This is a genomic window from Stieleria magnilauensis, assembly GCA_007753675.1.
GTDB lineage: Bacteria > Planctomycetota > Planctomycetia > Pirellulales > Pirellulaceae > Stieleria > Stieleria magnilauensis.
On sequence record CP036432.1, the window covers coordinates 6,173,830 to 6,191,887 of the forward strand.

Consider the following 18,058-nt stretch of genomic DNA (forward strand, 5'->3'; position numbering starts at 1 on the left):
CCATCTTTTGACCAATCAATCTTTTGACCCATCAATCGTCGTCTTGACGGGGTCGATAGGTGGCGATCACTTCCTCTTGAATATTGGGCGGTGCAGGTTCTTCGTGGCTATGCTCCACTGAGAATGCCCCCGCTCCGCCGGCGATGCTTTTCAACTGATTCGAGTACGCCTGCAATTCGCTCAGCGGCGCGATGGCCTTGATCACGCAACTGTCCTCTTGCATTTGTGTATCGGTGACACGGGCGCGGCGAACAGACAAGTCACTGGTGACGTCACCAAGATATTGACCGGGCACGTGGACTTCCACATTAGCGTAAGGTTCCAACAAAACCGGCTTGGCTTTCAAGACGGCATCGATGAACGCCTTTCTTCCCGCAGTCATGAAAGCGATCTCCTTGCTGTCGACCTCGTGGTGTTTGCCATCGTAGACTTCGACACGGACGCCGGTCATCGGGTATCCGGCGACGGCACCATCGTCGAGCACCTGTCGGATTCCTTTTTCGATCGACGACATGAACTGTTTCGGGATCGAACCGCCGACGGTCTTGTTTTCGAACTCGAACCCCGTCGGGTGATCTTCCGGCAGCGGCGCGACGCGCAAGTAGACTTCGCCGAACTGTCCTGCACCGCCGGTTTGCTTTTTGTGGCGATAGTGGCCCTCGGCGGGAAGCGTGATCGTTTCTTTGTAGGCGACCTTGGGCTCCGATGTTTCCAAGTCAATTCCGTACTGGTTGGACAACTTCTCGAGCGTGATCCTGAGATGCAACTCTCCCAATCCGCGCAACACCGTCTGTTTGGTGGCGGCCACACGCTCCAGGACCAGACAGGGGTCTTCGTCCTGCAGCTTGTGCATCGCGGCGGAAAACTTGGCTTCGTCGGCGTGACTTTTCAGTTCCACCGCCAATCCGTACATCGGCTTGGGCAATTCCAGCGGCAGCAACAGTGGCGGGTCTTCGGGAGTCGCCCCGTCATGCAGGACGCCGTCGAAATGGATCTCATCGATTTTTGAGATCGCACCGATTTCACCGGGTCCGATCGCCTCGGTTTCCTTGTGCTCTTTTCCTTGCAACCGCATCACGTGGCTGATGCGAAGGGGTTTGCGGCCGTCATCGATGAACAGCTCCGATTTTTGACGGACGATGCCCTGGTGCACGCGGAAGATTCCCAGCTTTCCGACGTGTTTGTCGGTGGCGACTTGGAAGACGTGGGCGATCGTGGGCTTGCTCGCGTCGAATTCCGTCTTCAGCGGTTGACCGCCTTGGACAAAGGGCCGCGGGTTTCCTTCCAAGGGACTTGGCAACAACGAGGCGGTGACGTGGAGCAGATGCTCGATCCCCGCACCGGTCTTGGCCGACGCGTACACGATCGGAACCAAATGACCTTCGCGAAGGGCGCATTCGAACGCATCGTGCAATCGGTTCGGGTCGAGTTGGTCGGCACCGGCGTCGAGATACGTCTCGGTCAGCTGCTCGTCGACCTCGACCACCTGTTCGACGATCTGGGTGTGGGCCGCTTCGGCCGAACTGAACGCGGTCACATCGTGTGCATCGGTCTCGAACACTTCGACCACGCCCGACAAATCGGGTGTGGGCAGGTTGATCGGCAGGCAGACGTTCCCGAACACCGATCGAATCTGCTTCGTCAGTTTCTCCAGATCGGCCTCCTGGGCGTCGATCTTGTTGATCAGAATCATCCGCGGCAGGTTCCGGTCGGTCGCCACTTTCATCAGCCGCCGCGTTTCACTTTCGATCCCTTTGACCGCATCGATCACGATGACCACCGTTTCGACGGCGGGGAAACAGGCGATGGCGTGGCCGATGAAATCCGACATGCCCGGCGTGTCGATCAAATTGACGCGGTGATGTTCATGATCAAAATGAACGATGCTCGGGGCGAGCGAATGCTGGTATCGATGCTCCTCTGCCGCGAAGTCGCTGACCGTATTGCCTTCTTCGACCGTGCCGAGTCGGCTGATTTCGCCGGCGGCGAACAAAAGTCGTTCACAAAGCGTGGTCTTGCCAGATCCAGTCTGACCACAAAAGCAAAGGTTTCGAATCAGTTCTGGCTTGGGGACGGCCATCGAAGAGCTCCTTATCAAGTAGGGCCGCACAGGTTTGAACGTGCGTGCCGGGGGTCGACAATCTATCGCAAGCAATGGGATCACGCTGGCCCGTGACGATCAATTCGACACCCGAGACGAAGTGTCGCTGCAACGCTGTGCGTCATGTGCACCAACACCGTTTCCCGAGGCGCCTGAAGCGTGTGGATACGTCACGCCTTGTGCGATAACGCGCGCCCTTTGTCTTCAAAAGCAATGGGCAGAACGTTTTCCGCGGCGGTCAAACCGTCTCCCTCGGACGCAACGGACCTGGTCACGGGGTTCCCCTGCACGCGGTGTGCCTCTTTGTCGCGCCAATTGATAGAATGATGTCGACTCAATCGAACGATCGAGGGTTTAAGCAGACGTTGTATCGCGAGCAGGGCGTTGGCACCTATTTGATCGTCGATCCGATTGGAGAGACGGTCCAACGGATCCAACGGAGCGACCCCGCGTGCGTCTCCATCGCGACTTCGCAGGCGCTCCAGTTGGCGGTCTGCGAAACGTGTGAAATCGAAGTCGAGCCAAGTCGCTTTTTTCCCAAACATCGGAAAGCGTGAGGGCGAATGCATCGCAAGCTGGAAGCTTACGCCACCTTTCTAACTAGAGAACCAACATGAAACCAAATCGCCTCAGTCGCCGCCGTGCGCTTGCCAGTTCACTTTCGTTTGCCGGTGCGGCGGTGCTGGCCGGTCGCGATCAACGCGCCCTCGGCTTCGCCGCGGCCAACGAGCGGCCTCGCGTCGGCGCCGTGGGGACCGGCAGTCGCTGGTGCATCAAAGCGACCGGGATCGACAGACCCTATGGGTCGGCGCCGGATTTCCGCAGGTACGGTGACTACGTCGCGATCTGTGATGCCGACGCGAATCGGCTGGCGATGGCATCGGATCTCGTGAAAGATTGGACGGGAACGAAACCAAAGGCCTCGGCCGATTATCGATCGATTTTGGACGACGACCGCATCGACATCGTTCACATTTCGACGCCTGAACACTGGCACGCCAAGGTCGCCATCGAAGCGATGTTGGCGGGCAAAGATGTGTACTGCGAAAAACCGATGACGCTGACGATCGAAGAAGGCCGGTTGATGAGTGAGGTTTGCAAGACCACCGGACGGGTTGTGCAAATCGGCACGCAGCAACGCAGCAGTCGACAGTTCATCCAGGCGATCGCGCTGATCCGCGCCGGGCGTCTCGGCGAAGTCAAAAAGGCGACGTGCAGTATTGGTGGCGCACCGACAAGCCCGGCGTTGCCCGTGGTCGCGCCGCCGAAACACTTCGATTGGAATCTCTGGCAGGGTCCGGTGACGGAATCCGAGTTCCACTATCTGGCCGGCGACTATGGAGAAACCAAAAGCTGGTCACGCGGTCACTACGAATTCCGCTGGTGGTACGAATATTCCGGTGGCAAGCTGACCGACTGGGGCGCCCATCACGTGGACATCGCCACTTGGGGGCTGGGGTTGACCGAAACCGGACCGATTTCCGTTCATCCGGTAAAGGTAAAACACCCGGTCGAATTCAAAGACGGCTACCCGGTCGATCACACGCGTTACAACACCGCGACAGAGTTTCTGATCACGGCAACGTTTGCCGACGGCAAAGAGATCGAAATCCGCCACGACGGCGATAACGGAATTCTGTTCGAAGGGACCGAGGGTCGGTTGTTCGTCAATCGCGGACGGATCACCGGCAAACCTGTCGAAGATCTGAAAACCAATCCGTTGCCCGCCGGGGCACTCGAAGAAGCTTACAAGAACCGGCCGTTGACAGACCACTTCCGCAACTTCTTTGAAGCCGCACGCGACCAGACCGAACCGATCTCCGATGTCTTCAGCCACCACCGCGCCTTGTCGACGTGCCATTTGGCAGGCATCGCCGCACGACTTGACCGTACGGTCCACTGGGATCCGAAACAGGAACAGGTCGTGGGCGATCCATTGGCCCAGAGTTTGATCGCCCGCGACCGACGCAAAGGATTTGAGATCGAAATGTGATCTGGTGGGCAGACCGACCGCGGTTTCAGGTCCGATCTTTCAGACTGGCGGCCAACGTTTATTTTTTCACCACCCAGATGTTGCGATAGTAGACCGGGTTGCCGTGGCCTTGCAGATACAAGGCATCCGGCTCGGGGCCTTCCTGGTGACGACCGGGCGTGTGCTTGGGCAGTTCCAGGTCGTCGTGAATGACCACCCCGTTGTGTTTGACGGTGACCCGGGCGTTGGCGATCTTCTTTCCCGCGTCATCATAGCGCGCTGCGGTGAAATCGATGTCATAAGTTTGCCACTGCAGCGGCGGCAGGCACATGTTGACCCTGGGCTCGGCGATCTGGTAGATCCCGCCGCACTCGTTACTCTTGCCTGCGAGCGCGAACGAATCGAGGACCTGGATTTCGTACCGGCTTTGCACATAGACGCCGCTGTTGCCCCGTCCTTGGCCTCGCCCACTGGGCTTGAACGGCGTGCGAAATTCCAGGTGCAACGTGTGGTCCGCGAACTTCTCTTTGCTGAACGTGTCGGCCAGCAACAATCCATCGTCGACTTGGGCGCCTTCGAACGCGTCACCGTTGCTGCCGTCAAACAACACCAAAGCGCCCTTGGGCGGCTTGGCGCCGAGCGTCGGACTCTTGCGGACGATGCGTTCCAGCGTCGCGACCTGCTTTCCATCGGCATTGATGACACGCAATTCGCCGCCGGAAACGGAGATCGTAAAATCCTCATGCTGGAACGTGGCATCGTCGCCTTCGAGCGTTCCATCGGTTTCAAAGAAGATGTCTTTGTGGCTCTGGTTGTTGCCGGGCAGTCCACCCTTGTAGGCGACCATGTGAAACTGGTCATTGCCCAGCGCGATGATTTGCGCGGCGTACGTGTCGCCTTTGTCACCGGCTTGCCCTTCGTATTCGCCCTGCAATTTGTACGATTGGGGTGTCGCGTCGGGGTCGGTGTAAACGTCTTGGCCGTCCTCTTTCGCGATCGATGCGGTCGCGATCGCCATCACGATCAAAAGGCTGAGTGCTGATTTCATGGTATCCTCGAAAAACGAAAAGGTTTGGTGTCAGGGGAGAACCTGAGAGTTTATCGTGCCGATCCCGGTCCGTGTGTTTTTAACGACCGCGGATAGGGCGACATTCCCACGGATGCCGCCGTTTGAAACATGTGAGTCCTCGACGAAACACTGTGAACCAACACCTCAAACGAATCCGCATTCGCCTGACCGGGCGCATCCAAGGGGTCGGATTCCGACCGTTCGTGTGGAATCGCGCAAACGACGCGGGGCTGACCGGCTGGGTCCAAAATGATTCCCGGGGCGTCACGATCGAGGCCCAAGGGGAGCGACACAACCTGGATACGTTTTTGCGTGGGTTCCAACAGGGGCTGCCGCCCCTGGCGACCATCGATTCGCTCGAGACCGCCGACTTGCCGGCGATCGAGGAATCCCATTTCACGATCCGCGACAGCGCCACATCGCCACACGCCAGCACCGCGGTGATGGCCGACATCTCGGTCTGTGTGGATTGTCTGGGGGAGATGCAAGACGCGCACAATCGCCGCTATCGCTACCCGTTTATCAACTGCACCAATTGCGGCCCACGTTTCACGATCGTCGAAGCCATTCCCTATGACCGTGCGTTGACAACGATGAAGTCGTTCGAGATGTGTGATCGGTGTCGCGAGGAATACAACGATCCGTCGGACCGACGTTTTCACGCCCAACCCAACGCCTGCCCGGAGTGCGGACCGCAGATCTGGTTTGTTGCCTCGGACGAATTAACACGCGATGCCCCAATCCGCGCATCAAAGCATGACGATCCATCACGGGTGATCGAATCGTTCACAGCATGCATCCTTGACGGAGGCATCGTCGCCGTCAAAGGCATCGGGGGCTTTCACTTGGCCTGTGATGCGACCAATGTCGATGCGATCAGAAAACTTCGCCAGCGAAAAGGGCGAATCGACAAACCCTTTGCGATCATGGTCACCGACAGCGAGCACGCCGAACGGTTCGCGGAAGTCAGCCGCGGCGAACGACGTTTGCTGGAAAGCAAGGAACGCCCGATTGTGCTGTTGCAGAAACGAAAGCTCAACGCCGATGACGCCGGGTACGATTCCGCCGGGTACTCTGGCATGCTCGACGCGGTTGCCCCGGGAAACCACTGCGTCGGCGTGATGCTGCCCTATTCTCCGTTGCACCATCTGTTGATCGAAGCGGTCTGTCCATTGTTGATGACCTCGGGCAACCTCTCGGACGAACCGATCGCTCGAACGAATGACGAAGCCGTTCGGCGTCTCGGTCCCCTGGTCGACGGGTTCCTCTTTCACGACCGAGACATCCATGTCGTTTGTGATGACTCCGTTGTCAGCCCACTCGGCGCGTCCGCGCTGCCGATCCGGCGCTCGCGTGGTTTCGCCCCGATACCGATCAGGCTAAGCCAGAACCGTCCGAGCGTGGTGGCGGTCGGCGGCGAGATGAAAGCCACGTTCTGCATCACCCAGGGACAGAACGCCTACATCAGCCAACACATCGGCGATGTCGGCAATCTGGAGACGCTCGGTGCCCTGCAGCGGAACGTCGATCACTACTTGCAACTGTTCCGCATCGACGCGGATGCCGTCGCCGCCGATCTGCATCCCTCGTCTCTCTCTGGACAGTTTGCCGAAAACCTTGCCAAAACACTGCGGGTGCCGTTGGTTCGCGTGCAGCACCACGTTGCCCACGCGGTGTCCTTGATCGCTGAACATCAGCTCGACGCCGATCAACCCATTCTCGCGTGCTGTTTCGACGGCACCGGATATGGAACCGACGGGGCGATCTGGGGCGGAGAATTTTTGACCGTCAACTGCAAGGGCTTCGAACGGTTTGCCCACTTGCAATACTTCCCACTCCCTGGCGGCGACGCCAGCATCAGGCGGCCGTATCGCACGGCACTGGCCTTGCTGAGTGCCCATGGATTGCCGTGGGACGAACGGCTGCCTTGCGTTTCATTTTGTCCGACCGGCGTGCGGCGCCTATTGGAGCAACAACTCCTATCGAACCTCAACTGTTTTCCGACCAGCAGCGCCGGTCGGCTCTTTGATGCGGTGGCTTCGCTGATTGGCATTCGGCACGAAGTCAGCTTTGAAGCCCAGGCGGCGATCGAGCTGGAATCACTGGCATCCGAGGTGATCGACCAGGTGGATTCCGGGGCGTATCGTTTTCAGATCGCCGAAGCATCGGACCACACCGCGATGCAAATCAGATCCCACGACTTGGTCGAATCGATTTGCCGAGACGTCATCGCCGGAGTGGACCGACGCCGGATTGCCGCACAATTCCATCACGCCGTCGCGGCGATGATCAGCAACGTCTGCCAATCAGGACGTGGGCGAACCGGCATCGACGTCGTCGGTTTGACCGGCGGTGTTTTTCAAAACGTCTTGCTCACCACGTTGCTGACCAAGCGGCTGGAAGCATCCGGATTCTACGTGCTGGTTCACCAACAGATTCCTCCCAACGACGGCGGACTTTCGCTCGGCCAAGCGGTCGTCGCCGGGTACCGCCTGGACGACGCCCCGAATCGCGTCCTTCTGACCTAGCCACGCTCGCCAGAGCGTGAAAAAGACAGTGCCCCCACGCTCTGGCGACGGCAGCGACGTGAAACCGTACGCCGCTGAACGGGAAAACCGTTATGCTGGACGTTCAACAAAAACCCTATCCCGCCTGAAGCATTGGCGTCTACGCAAACTTCCCTCAACGACGGTGTGAATTCATGTGTCTGGCTGTGCCCGGGAAAGTGGAATCGATCTTCGACGAAAATCAGATCCGAATGGGCAAAATTAATTTCGGCGGTGTCGTCAAAGAGGTCTGCTTGGCGTTTCTGCCCGACATCGAAGTGGGAGACTACGCGATCGTTCACGCCGGGTTTGCGATCAGCCAGATTGACGAAGCCTCGGCGGAGGAGACGCTGCGAACGTTTGATGCCATGGAGCATCTTGATTCATGAAACACTTGACCGAATACCGTGATGGCGAAACCGCGAAACGACTCGCCGGCGAAATCGCGCGTCGGGTGACTCGGCCCTGGGCGATCATGGAGGTTTGCGGCGGACAGACCCATTCGATTATTCGCAACGGGATCGACCAGATCCTTCCGAACGAAATCGAAATGATTCACGGTCCCGGCTGTCCCGTCTGTGTGACACCGCTGGACGTGATCGACAAAGCCTTGGCAATCGCGTCCCACCCCGACGTCATCTTTTGTTCCTTCGGCGATATGTTGCGGGTTCCTGGATCGCAGGGCGACTTGTTTCAGGTCAAAGCGGATGGCGGTGACGTGCGCGTCGTCTATTCCCCGCTGGATGCCGTCAAGATTGCTCGCGAGAACCCCGATCGTGAAGTGGTGTTTCTCGCGATCGGCTTCGAAACGACGGCGCCCGCCAATGCCATGGCCGTCAAGCTTGCCCACGATCAACGCGTCGAAAACTTTTCCGCGCTTGTCTCGCACGTGTTGGTGCCACCGGCGATCGAAGCGATCATGAACTCACCGGGAAACCGCGTCAACGCGTTTCTCGCCGCCGGCCACGTTTGCTCGGTGACCGGGTTTTCTCACTATCATCCCCTCTGCGATCGTTACAAGGTTCCGATCGTGATCACCGGCTTCGAACCGCTGGACTTGCTCGAAGGCATCCGCCGCTGCGTCGTCCAGCTGGAATCGGGGTCCGCCCATGTCGAAAACGCGTATCCCCGTGTCGTGTCCGAGCAAGGCAATGAAGCGGCCCGAGCGATACTGGACGATGTGTTCGAAACGACGGATCGAAACTGGCGCGGGATCGGCTCGATCCCGCAGAGCGGTTGGCGTCTGCGTGAAACGTATCGAAACTTTGATGCGGAATCCAAGTTCGACGTTTCGACCATCCGCACGCAAGAGTCACCGTTGTGCCGTGCCGGTGACGTGCTCAAGGGGGCGATCAAACCGAATCAGTGCGCCGCCTTTGGAACCCAATGCACCCCACGAAGCCCGCTCGGCGCGACGATGGTTTCCGCCGAAGGCGCCTGCGCGGCCTACTACAACTACGGCCGTTTGGTGCCATTGGAAGCCCCCAACAAGAATGTGGCCGAGCAAGCTTGATGGAGGACGACAAACCCCAGAAACGAAGGCACGACAGTACCGCCCATCCGATCGAGATCGGCGGAGCGACATGCCCGGTGCCGCTGCAAGACTATCCGAAGATCGTGCTCGGTCATGGCGGGGGAGGAAAACTGTCGGGCGAATTGGTCGAGCATGTTTTTCTGCCGGCGTTTCAAAACGTTCATCTGAATCGGCTCGGTGATTCCGCCGTTTTCCAGGCCACCAGTCTGCAGGCGATCGGCCAACGTCTGGCGATGTCGACGGATTCTTATGTTGTTCGGCCGCTGTTTTTTCCGGGCGGATCGATCGGCGATCTGGCGATCAACGGGACCGTCAACGACCTGGCGATGAGCGGCGCAATACCGTTGTACTTGAGTGCGGCGTTCATCATCGAAGAAGGCTTTCCGATCACCGAGCTCAAACGCATCGCCGATGCGATGGGCACAGCCGCCCGCAACGCCGGCGTCACGGTCATCACCGGTGACACCAAAGTCGTTGAGCAGGGGCACGGTGACGGATGTTACATCAACACCGCCGGCGTTGGGGTTGTGCCGGACGGAATCGAGATCGCCCCCAACCACGCGCGCCCCGGCGATGTCGTGATCCTCAGCGGCACGCTGGGAGACCACGGGATGGCGATCATGAGTGTCCGCGAGGGACTGGAGTTCGAAGCGGAGATTCAAAGCGATTCGGCACCGTTGGCGGAGATGGTCGCAGCGATCCTCCGGGTTTGCCCCGACGTCCACGTGCTGCGTGATCCGACTCGCGGCGGGCTTGCCGCATCCCTGAATGAGATCGCGGCATCGAGCGAGTGCGGGATCGTGATCGAAGAAACCCGAGTGCCGATCAATCCGATCGTCCAATCGGCCTGCGAGATTTTGGGTTTCGACCCGCTGTTGGTGGCCAACGAAGGCAAGTTGGTCTGCATGGTGCCCGCCGAATTCGCTGATGCGGTCTTATCCGCGATCCGAACCGACAAGCACGGACGCAACGCCGCGATCATCGGCAACGTCGTCGCCGAACACCCCGGAGTCGTCGTCGCCAAGACCGCGATCGGAGCCTCACGAGTGGTCATCACCGCAATCGGTGAACAGTTGCCGCGGATCTGCTGATGACGGAGCCATGAACAGGACATTCTTCGTTTTGGTCTGCTGGTCGGTGCTGGTGCCGATCGTCGCACAGAAAGACGTTTCGGCCGCGCCGAGTGAGACGCTTCGGCCTAACATCCTGATCATCTTGGCTGATGACATGGGATATGGAGATGTCGCCTTCCTTAACCGCGACAGCAGGATCCCCACGCCCAACCTGGACTCGCTGGCAAGAGAAAGCCTTGTTTTCACAGACGCCCATTCATCGGGATCCTACTGTGTCCCCTCCCGCTACGGCCTGTTGACCGGCCGGTACATGTGGCGCACCCGGCTGGGGTCGGGCGGCAACCTCGCCAATTTTGCGGGCACCCTGATCGAGCCGGGCCGAAAGACGCTCGCGGATCTGCTTCGGGAGGCGGGATACTTCACCGGATTGGTCGGCAAGTGGCACCAGGGTATCGATTGGAAGCTGCGCGACGAAAGCGCGCGGGAGGTCATTCGGGTACATCCCAACTACCAGGATTTTCGAAACATCGACTTCGCCTCACCCGTCCTGAAAGGGCCGATGGACTACGGATTCGACTACTCCTTCGCCACCTCCGGATCGGCGGAAATGAACCCTTCGACCTTCATCGAGAACAACCGGGTCACGGCCGTCCCCACCCTCTCCTCGCGGGAAGCCAAGGACAAGTACGGCCAGTGGTACGGCCGAGACGACAACATCATTGCCGAAGGCCACACGATGGACCGTCTGGTCCCGACCCTCTCGAAAAAGGCGTGCGAATTCGTCGAGTCGGCCACCCGCACACGGCCCGGACAGCCGTTCTTCCTCTATTACGCGATGACAACGCCGCACAACCCGATCGTTCCTAACCGGGAATTCGTCGGGACCAGCCGCGCCGGAGCGTACGGGGATTTCGTCGTCGAACTCGACCACCATGTCGGCGCGATTCTGCGCAGAATTGCCGAACTCGGAATCGAAAAGAACACGATCGTCATCTTCACCAGCGACAATGGGCCGGTCAATCGAACCCAGGGGTATCGTGCCAGATGGGTCAGGGGTGATACCGCCGTTTATGGGCACGACAGCAATGGGCCATTCAACGGCTGGAAGGCCGGCCTGCAGGAGGGTGGACACCGCGTGCCGTTCTTCGTCCGCTGGCCGGAGAAAATCAAACCGGGCAGAAGTTGCCCCACAACGATCCTCTTCAATGATGTCCTCCCAACCCTTGCGGAGATGCTGAACGTCAAACTGGACAACCACACCGCCGAAGACGGCCAAAGCTTCTTCAAGGCGCTGACGCAAGAAGCGAGCCCCAGGTCGTTTCACGAGGCGATCGTGCACAATTCCAGCGATGGTACGTTTGCCATCCGCAAGGGTGCGTTCAAGCTGACTGTCAACGGGCCGAAAACCATCGCGCAAGTCGTCGACGACGCCTTCCCTGTCTCGTTCGTGCTTCATGACCTGAGCCAAGACATCGAAGAGACCACTGACATCTCTCACCACCATCCCCGGATGGTCAAAGAGATGCATGCCTTGCTCAAAAAATATCTGCGCGATGGCAGAAGCAACGGCAGCCGATGAACCCGAGTGTGAGGATTTGAAAAGGGGTCAGGAGCAGTAAAGTTAGACTGGGCAAAGCAAGACACCCCAACCTGCCAAAAAGGCTCCTGACCCTTTTTCAGAACACACGGGGTGCCTTCACGAGGGATCATCCGCGTTTTGTTGACGGCCGATTGGGCTTCGGTGACAATGCGGTCCGCATCGTGACCGTCCACCGAGATGCTTTCCACCACACAGGAACCCCGCCTTGTCTTCCATACCCTTTGTACCGCAAAAACACTTCTCCGCCACATCACCCTGGGCCATCGTGATCGTCTGCTTGCTGGCGATCGTCGGCACCGGCGCCGTCGATGCGGCCGATGAACGCCCCAACATTCTCTGGATCACCAGCGAAGACAACGGCATCTCGTGGGTCAGTTGCTACGGCGGCACCAATGCCCAAACGCCGGCGATCGACCAACTGGCCAAAGAAGGTTTTCGGTACACGCATTGTTTTGACAACGCCGCGGTCTGCGCTCCGACGCGATCCTGCTGGATCACCGGCATGTACGCGATCTCCAACGGAACCCAGCCGATGCGCAGCCGAAATGAGATTCCACACGACAAGATCAGGTACTATCCCGACCTGTTACGCCAGGCCGGTTACCACACCTCCAACCCTGGCAAGACGGATTACAACATCGGCGGTCGGGAAGACAAAGACTGCTGGGATTTCAAGGGCGGCAAGGGAATGTCACAGTACGGCTGGAAACATCGGAAACCGGGACAGCCGTTTTTTGCCGTCGTCAATTTTACGGACAGCCACGAAAGTCGCGCCCACGGCGACGTTGAGAACACCAAGAACGATCCGGCAAAGATGAAGCTGTTTTCCTACCACCCCGATCTGCCCGTCATCCGCAAGAATTATGCGAAGTACGCTGATGCGGTCGAGAACATGGATCGCAAAGTCAAAGATGCGCTCGATGAACTGAAGAAGGATGGTCTCTACGACGACACAATCATCATCTACAACTCCGACCACGGCGGCGTCATGGCGCGGAGCAAACGATTCCTCTATTCCAGCGGCGTTCATTGCCCGCTGGTTGTCAGGATTCCAGAGAAATGGAAACAGTTTTATCCGGCTGAAAAACCCGGCATGACGGTGGACCGGATCGTCAGCTTTGTCGACATGCCCAAAACATGGCTCAGTCTGGCCGGTGCCGAAATCCCCGAACAATTCCAGGGCACGATTTTCCTGGGCAATGGCACCGAACCGGCGCCGAAGTATCACCTCGGTTTCCGTGAACGCGCCGACGAACGACTGGACAATGTGCGTTTAATGCGTGACGAGCGTTTCGCCTATCACAAGAACTACATGCCCTACGCACCCGCCGGGCAACACCTGGCGTACCTCTGGAAAGCGCCCCTGACGCCGGCCTGGGAGCAGCACTATCGCGAAGGCAAGACCGACGCGATCACCGGGCGATTCTTCCGTCCACGTGTGTCCGAAGAGTTTTACGACACCGAAGCCGATTTCGACAACGTCCATAATTTGATCGACGCGCCCCAGCATCAACAGAAGATTACCGAACTGAAGCAGGCCTTGCGGGCCAAGCAACTGGAACTGCGTGACTCGGGATTGATCCCTGAAAACATGCGTGATCGCCGCGCCGCAGCCCACGGCATGACGCTCTACGAAATGGTGCGTGACGAATCACTTTACCCGTTGGAAAAATACTTGGACGCCGCCGATTTGGCGCTCGCCCGGGACAAAGACAACCTGCAAACGTTTGTCAATCAAATGACTGATTCTGACGAGGCGATGCGTTGGTGGGCCGTCGTCGGGATTCACCTGCTGGGCGACGACGCCCGCCCCGCCGCGGCCGACCTGGAGCGTGCCCTGCAAGACGATGCCCATGAAGTCCGCATGATGGGCGCTTGGACGCTGATCAATCTGGGGCAAACGGACAAAGGACTCGCCTGCCTGGACGAACTGCTGTTCGATGGCACCAAAAACGAAATGATGCTCGAAAACGTCATCGACTGGATCGGCCAGCCGGCTCTTCCGCTGGCCAAGAAGTACATCGACCAGGGCAGGACTCGCCAAGGCAAATACGGCATCGGAATCTTCGGCCGGATCGCCGAACTCAACGGTTGGTGATGCCAGTGGCGTAAGCAATCCCATGGCACGGGCATCAGTGTTGGTGTGCAGGCTTTAGCCGCCCACTGTCGCTGCGAAGCAGCGACCCGGAATCGCCTAAAGGCTAAACACCAACGTGCGCTGGTGTGCAGGCTTTAGCCGCCCACTCTCGCTGCGGAGCAGCGACCGGGAATCGCCTAAAGGCTAGACACCAACGGTGGCTGGTATTCAGGCTTTCGCCGCCTGCTTTCGCTGCGCGTGATGTGAAAGGAATGACTGACTTGAAAAGCAGCGCGGAGTTCGCGTCTATTCGGTCGATGTCAATCGATTCCCCTCGCCGGGAGATACACTTCGCGCCAACGGTGCGACACCGCAGAGCGGTGCCACAACAAAGCCCGGGGTCGCGAAGCGCACCCCGGGTGGTGGTACAGAGGGAGAGGAACCCCAGCGGGGTTCAACAATCGACGCCGCGCGATCGGACGGCGCAAATGGCGAGGTGATGCGGGCGAACCGTGTTGTTCTGTTCAACCCCGTAGGGGTTGGCGGCCTGAAGGTGACCGGATCTTGGGGTGCGCTAACGCGACCCCAAGCTTTGATGTGGCACGCCGCTGGCGTGAATCGCCGATGCGGGTGGCGTCCCTGAGTGTTCCCATGGCGACGTGGGGAGCGAAATGCATCAACAATACTTTTCACATCCCTCGCAGCGAGTGGAAAATCGCCTGAAGGCTAAACACCAACGGTGGCTGGTGTGCAGGCTTTAGCCGCCCACTGTCGCTGCGGAGCAGCGACCGGGAATCGCCTCAAGGCTAGACACCAACGGTGGCTGGTATTCAGGCTTTCGCCGCCTGCTTTCGCTGCGGAGCAGCGACCGGGAATCGCCTAACCCGGATATTGCATCCGCTGACTGGTTGACTCTGATTTTAGACTGAGTTACGGCGAGGCTGTCCACGATAGCCGGTTTTTGCTGCAATCGATTCGCTGCGGGCAGAGGGCCCCCTACCCCCAGACGACCGGAAGTCGCTGCGCGGTGCCACACGATGCGATGGGAGTGGCTAATCGCTACGGCACAGACGTGCCAGCACCTGATTGAACAGCGGTTCCCAGGGGCAATGGCTGCAAAGATGAAATACCACCCGACGACAAGTCACTCGAACTCGGGCTGCTATTTTCAACAGTCGCAATCGAATCGTGTCCACACGTAGACGACTCTGTTTCGTTCCACTCAGGCCCAGGCGACGCAACCCATCGAGTAGAACGTAAGCAAATGATGAAAGCATCACGCGGAACTGATTGGCAATAAAACGGGTGCAACTGGTGCGATCAGCGAACAGACAAAGCTGTTGCTCTTTGATCCGATTCTCCATCTCGCCACGCATGCAGTAGTGCTCTCGATAAAACTTCTCCGGGTCATAAGCGACAGAGCACCATGTCCCTGGAGTCTTAACTTGTAGCGGCTGCCTTTTGCCATCGACCATCGGTCGATGGTAGGTCGTGTCGACAATGTCGTCACTTGAGAAACAGTTTGTTACGACGAAGCGAGGATTGGGGCCTTTGGCGGTATACTCTGCTTTGCCGACCACCCAGCGATGGCGGTCCCACGTCCTGCCGGTGCGATAGCGAAACCACTTGTAAAAGGCTTGTTTGCCACCACGGTGGAATCTCTCGACTCTTGCGCGAGTCATTTCGCAGGCAATTTGCTTGACCAAAACCTTATTCTTGGGCAAACCAAAGACGTAGTGGACATCGTTTTTGTCGCACCAGCGCATGAGGCGTTCGATCGCAAAACCTCCGTCACCACGAAGGGTGATTTTGACCCGAGGCCATCGTTGGCGGATCCTTGCAACAAGCAATTTTGTGATTCCGCGTGCGTGATGGCCATCACCGAGGTTGGCTGGACGAAGATACGAGACGAGAAGTTGGTCGCCGCAAAACACGTACAGAGGTTGGAAGCAATAGCTGTCGTAGTAGGCATTGAAAGCCTTTTTATCTTGATCGCCGTGTACCTTGTCGTCCGTTGCGTCTAGATCGAGTGTGATTTCATCAGGCGGGGTGTCGAAGCTGTCAAGAAAAATGTCGACGAGGATCTTGCTGAGTTCGAAGAGTTCTTTTTTGGTGATTCGGTTTTCAAATCGGGAATGAGTCGAGGGGCTCGCCAGAGTGGGATCCCAATCGTCATCCGACCTGTCATTGATTCGAGGGGGCCGTCCGGCGGCGACTTGAAAGGCGGCATCATCGCGAAGCTGCTGTTGATCGTTTGCGTCTTCGTATCCGGCCGCGATCGCAAAGATTCGACTGATAAGGATTTCCGCTTGAGAATGAACGGTGTGAATCGGATCACGCGGGTCGTGAATCGCTTGGTCGATCCGCTTGATCAAATTGAGCTTTTTGTCGACTTCGCGAAGCAGGACGAGGCCCCCATCGGAAGTGAGCGATCCGCCGTCGAAATCTACCTCAACGGCCTGCCTTCTGAGGCGTTTCAATGCGGGACGATTTCGTTTACGCTTTGTCATTGCCGAAAGCCTTGGTTTTGTGGTCTATGAAGTGTCGTAACTCCAATAGATACACGAACTAAGGCTTTCGCGCTATAGGGGCAGTCGAATAAGCGGATGCAATATCCGGGCTAAAGGCTAGACACCAACAGTGGCTGGTGTGCAGGCTTTAGCCGCCCACTTTCGCTGCGGAGCAGCTAAGCCAACAACTCGTTGATCAGCTGGCCGCCGAACTGGGAGAGTTGCTTATGGCGGCCGGCGTGGAAGTAGGTCAGCCGGTTGTCGTCCAGACCGAGCAGATGCAACAGCGTGACGTGCACGTCGCGAATGTGGTGCACGCACTCGACCGCATTGGCACCGATCTCGTCGGTCGCCCCGATCGTGTGTCCGGCGTTTGTCCCGCCGCCGGCGAACCACATCGTCATCGCCTTGGCATTGTGATCACGACCGTAGGATTGACCTCCCCCGCGCAACCCGTTGTCCGGTGTCCGGCCGAATTCACCACACCAGATCACCAGGGTGTCCTTGAGCATGTCGCGTTGCTTTAGGTCTCGCAACAGCGCCGCAATGGGTTGGTCGACCGAGCGGATCAACGCCCCGTGCGCTTTTTCGATGTAGTCGTGGCTGTCCCAGTTTCCGGCATAGGCTTGAACAAAACGCACACCGCTTTCGACCAACCGCCGGGCCAACAAACATTTTCTGCCAAAGGAGTCCGTCGCCGCCCCGCCCACACCGTAGGCGTCGAGCGTCGCTTGGGACTCCCCGTCCAAATCCAGCACGCCGGGAACTTCTGTCTGCATCCGGTAGGCGAGTTCATAGCTGGCGATTCTCGCTTCCAACTCACCCCGGCCGGGACGTGAGGCGAGGTGTTGGCGGTTGAGTTGCGCCAGCAGATCAAGATTCTCGCGCTGTCGCTGGGGGGACACCGCCGCGGGCGGGTTCAAATTCAGAATCGGACTGCCTTCGGGGCGGAGCGGTGTGCCTTGAAATCTGGCGGGCAGAAACCCGTTGGACCAGTTTCCCGCGCCGCCCTGCGGATAGCTCGACCGCGGCAAGACCACGAACCCCGGCAAGTTCTCATTCATCGTGCCCAGGCCATACGTCACCCAGGCGCCGATTCCGGGATCGCCGCCGAACTGATTGCCGGTATTGAGCTGGTAGCAAGCCGTCGGGTGATTGACCGATTCGACTTGCGCCCCACGATAAAAGCAAATGTCGTCGACCATCTTGCTCAAGTGTTTCCACTCGGTGCAAATGTCCGCGCCACACTCGCCTGCCTTGGTGAATTGAAAGGGGCTTTTGACGAAGTAGCGTTTTCCCGACGACATCGCACTTTCCATCTCGCCGCTGCGGGTAAACGCTTTGAGATGCTGTTTGGTCAGTTCGGGCTTGGGGTCGAACGTGTCCAGATGCGACGGGCCGCCTTCCATCATCAAAAAGATGCAGCGTTTAGCCCTGGCCGGATGATGAGTCCGTCCCGACTGGTCGGCTTGCAAGAGTGACGTCAGCGCGACCGAACCGAGGCCCGCGCCGAGACCATACAACGCCTCGCGGCGGGTCGGCATCGCCAGTCGATGGGGAGGGTGAGCAGCCATGA

At 58.5% G+C, this 18,058-nt stretch carries 12 protein-coding genes; 8 read left to right on the plus strand and 4 right to left on the minus strand.

What is annotated here, in order from left to right; translation table 11 throughout:
* Positions 1-31 precede the first annotated feature (31 nt).
* On the minus strand, positions 32-2,080 hold the full coding sequence (gene fusA / locus TBK1r_RS22075) for an elongation factor G (protein WP_145215519.1): 2,049 nt from the start codon (positions 2,078-2,080) through the stop codon (positions 32-34).
* Positions 2,081-2,424: 344 nt separating this feature from the next.
* Here fusA and TBK1r_RS22080 point away from each other — a divergent pair, with 344 nt between their 5' ends.
* Positions 2,425-2,658 carry a PDDEXK family nuclease gene (locus tag TBK1r_RS22080; RefSeq protein WP_145215522.1) on the plus strand — a complete coding sequence of 78 codons (234 nt, stop codon included), beginning with the start codon at positions 2,425-2,427 and terminating at the stop codon, positions 2,656-2,658.
* 56 nt (positions 2,659-2,714) lie between these two features.
* Complete coding sequence (locus TBK1r_RS22085) at positions 2,715-4,094, plus strand: Gfo/Idh/MocA family protein (RefSeq protein ID WP_145215525.1); 1,380 nt, start codon at positions 2,715-2,717, stop codon at positions 4,092-4,094.
* Between the two features lie 58 nt (positions 4,095-4,152).
* On the opposite strand, the gene TBK1r_RS22090 is transcribed toward TBK1r_RS22085, so the two are convergent.
* The gene (locus TBK1r_RS22090) at positions 4,153-5,121 is read right to left on the minus strand and encodes a 3-keto-disaccharide hydrolase (RefSeq protein WP_145215528.1); all 969 of its coding nucleotides are present in this window, start codon (positions 5,119-5,121) and stop codon (positions 4,153-4,155) included.
* Between the two features lie 152 nt (positions 5,122-5,273).
* Here TBK1r_RS22090 and hypF point away from each other — a divergent pair, with 152 nt between their 5' ends.
* From hypF to TBK1r_RS22120, 6 genes are all read left to right on the plus strand, one after another.
* The gene (gene hypF / locus TBK1r_RS22095; RefSeq protein ID WP_419580263.1) at positions 5,274-7,670 is read left to right on the plus strand and encodes a carbamoyltransferase HypF; all 2,397 of its coding nucleotides are present in this window, start codon (positions 5,274-5,276) and stop codon (positions 7,668-7,670) included.
* 173 nt (positions 7,671-7,843) lie between these two features.
* Positions 7,844-8,077, plus strand: coding sequence for a HypC/HybG/HupF family hydrogenase formation chaperone (locus TBK1r_RS22100; RefSeq protein ID WP_145215533.1), 234 nt, complete (start codon positions 7,844-7,846; stop codon positions 8,075-8,077).
* Positions 8,074-9,201, plus strand: a complete 1,128-nt coding sequence (hypD, locus tag TBK1r_RS22105; protein WP_145215537.1) for a hydrogenase formation protein HypD — start codon at positions 8,074-8,076, stop codon at positions 9,199-9,201. The genes TBK1r_RS22100 and hypD overlap by 4 nt, the downstream gene beginning before the upstream one ends.
* Positions 9,201-10,313, plus strand: a complete 1,113-nt coding sequence (gene hypE / locus TBK1r_RS22110) for a hydrogenase expression/formation protein HypE (RefSeq protein ID WP_145215540.1) — start codon at positions 9,201-9,203, stop codon at positions 10,311-10,313. The genes hypD and hypE overlap by 1 nt, the downstream gene beginning before the upstream one ends.
* Positions 10,314-10,323: 10 nt before the next feature.
* Complete coding sequence (locus TBK1r_RS22115) at positions 10,324-11,874, plus strand: sulfatase family protein (protein WP_145215543.1); 1,551 nt, start codon at positions 10,324-10,326, stop codon at positions 11,872-11,874.
* 226 nt (positions 11,875-12,100) lie between these two features.
* Positions 12,101-13,993 carry a sulfatase-like hydrolase/transferase gene (locus TBK1r_RS22120; protein ID WP_419580264.1) on the plus strand — a complete coding sequence of 631 codons (1,893 nt, stop codon included), beginning with the start codon at positions 12,101-12,103 and terminating at the stop codon, positions 13,991-13,993.
* A gap of 1,031 nt (positions 13,994-15,024) precedes the next feature.
* On the opposite strand, the gene TBK1r_RS22125 is transcribed toward TBK1r_RS22120, so the two are convergent.
* The gene (locus tag TBK1r_RS22125; protein ID WP_145208447.1) at positions 15,025-16,482 is read right to left on the minus strand and encodes an IS1380 family transposase; all 1,458 of its coding nucleotides are present in this window, start codon (positions 16,480-16,482) and stop codon (positions 15,025-15,027) included.
* Between the two features lie 176 nt (positions 16,483-16,658).
* The gene (locus TBK1r_RS22130) at positions 16,659-18,056 is read right to left on the minus strand and encodes a DUF1501 domain-containing protein (protein WP_419580265.1); all 1,398 of its coding nucleotides are present in this window, start codon (positions 18,054-18,056) and stop codon (positions 16,659-16,661) included.
* Between the last annotated feature and the right edge of the window lie 2 nt (positions 18,057-18,058).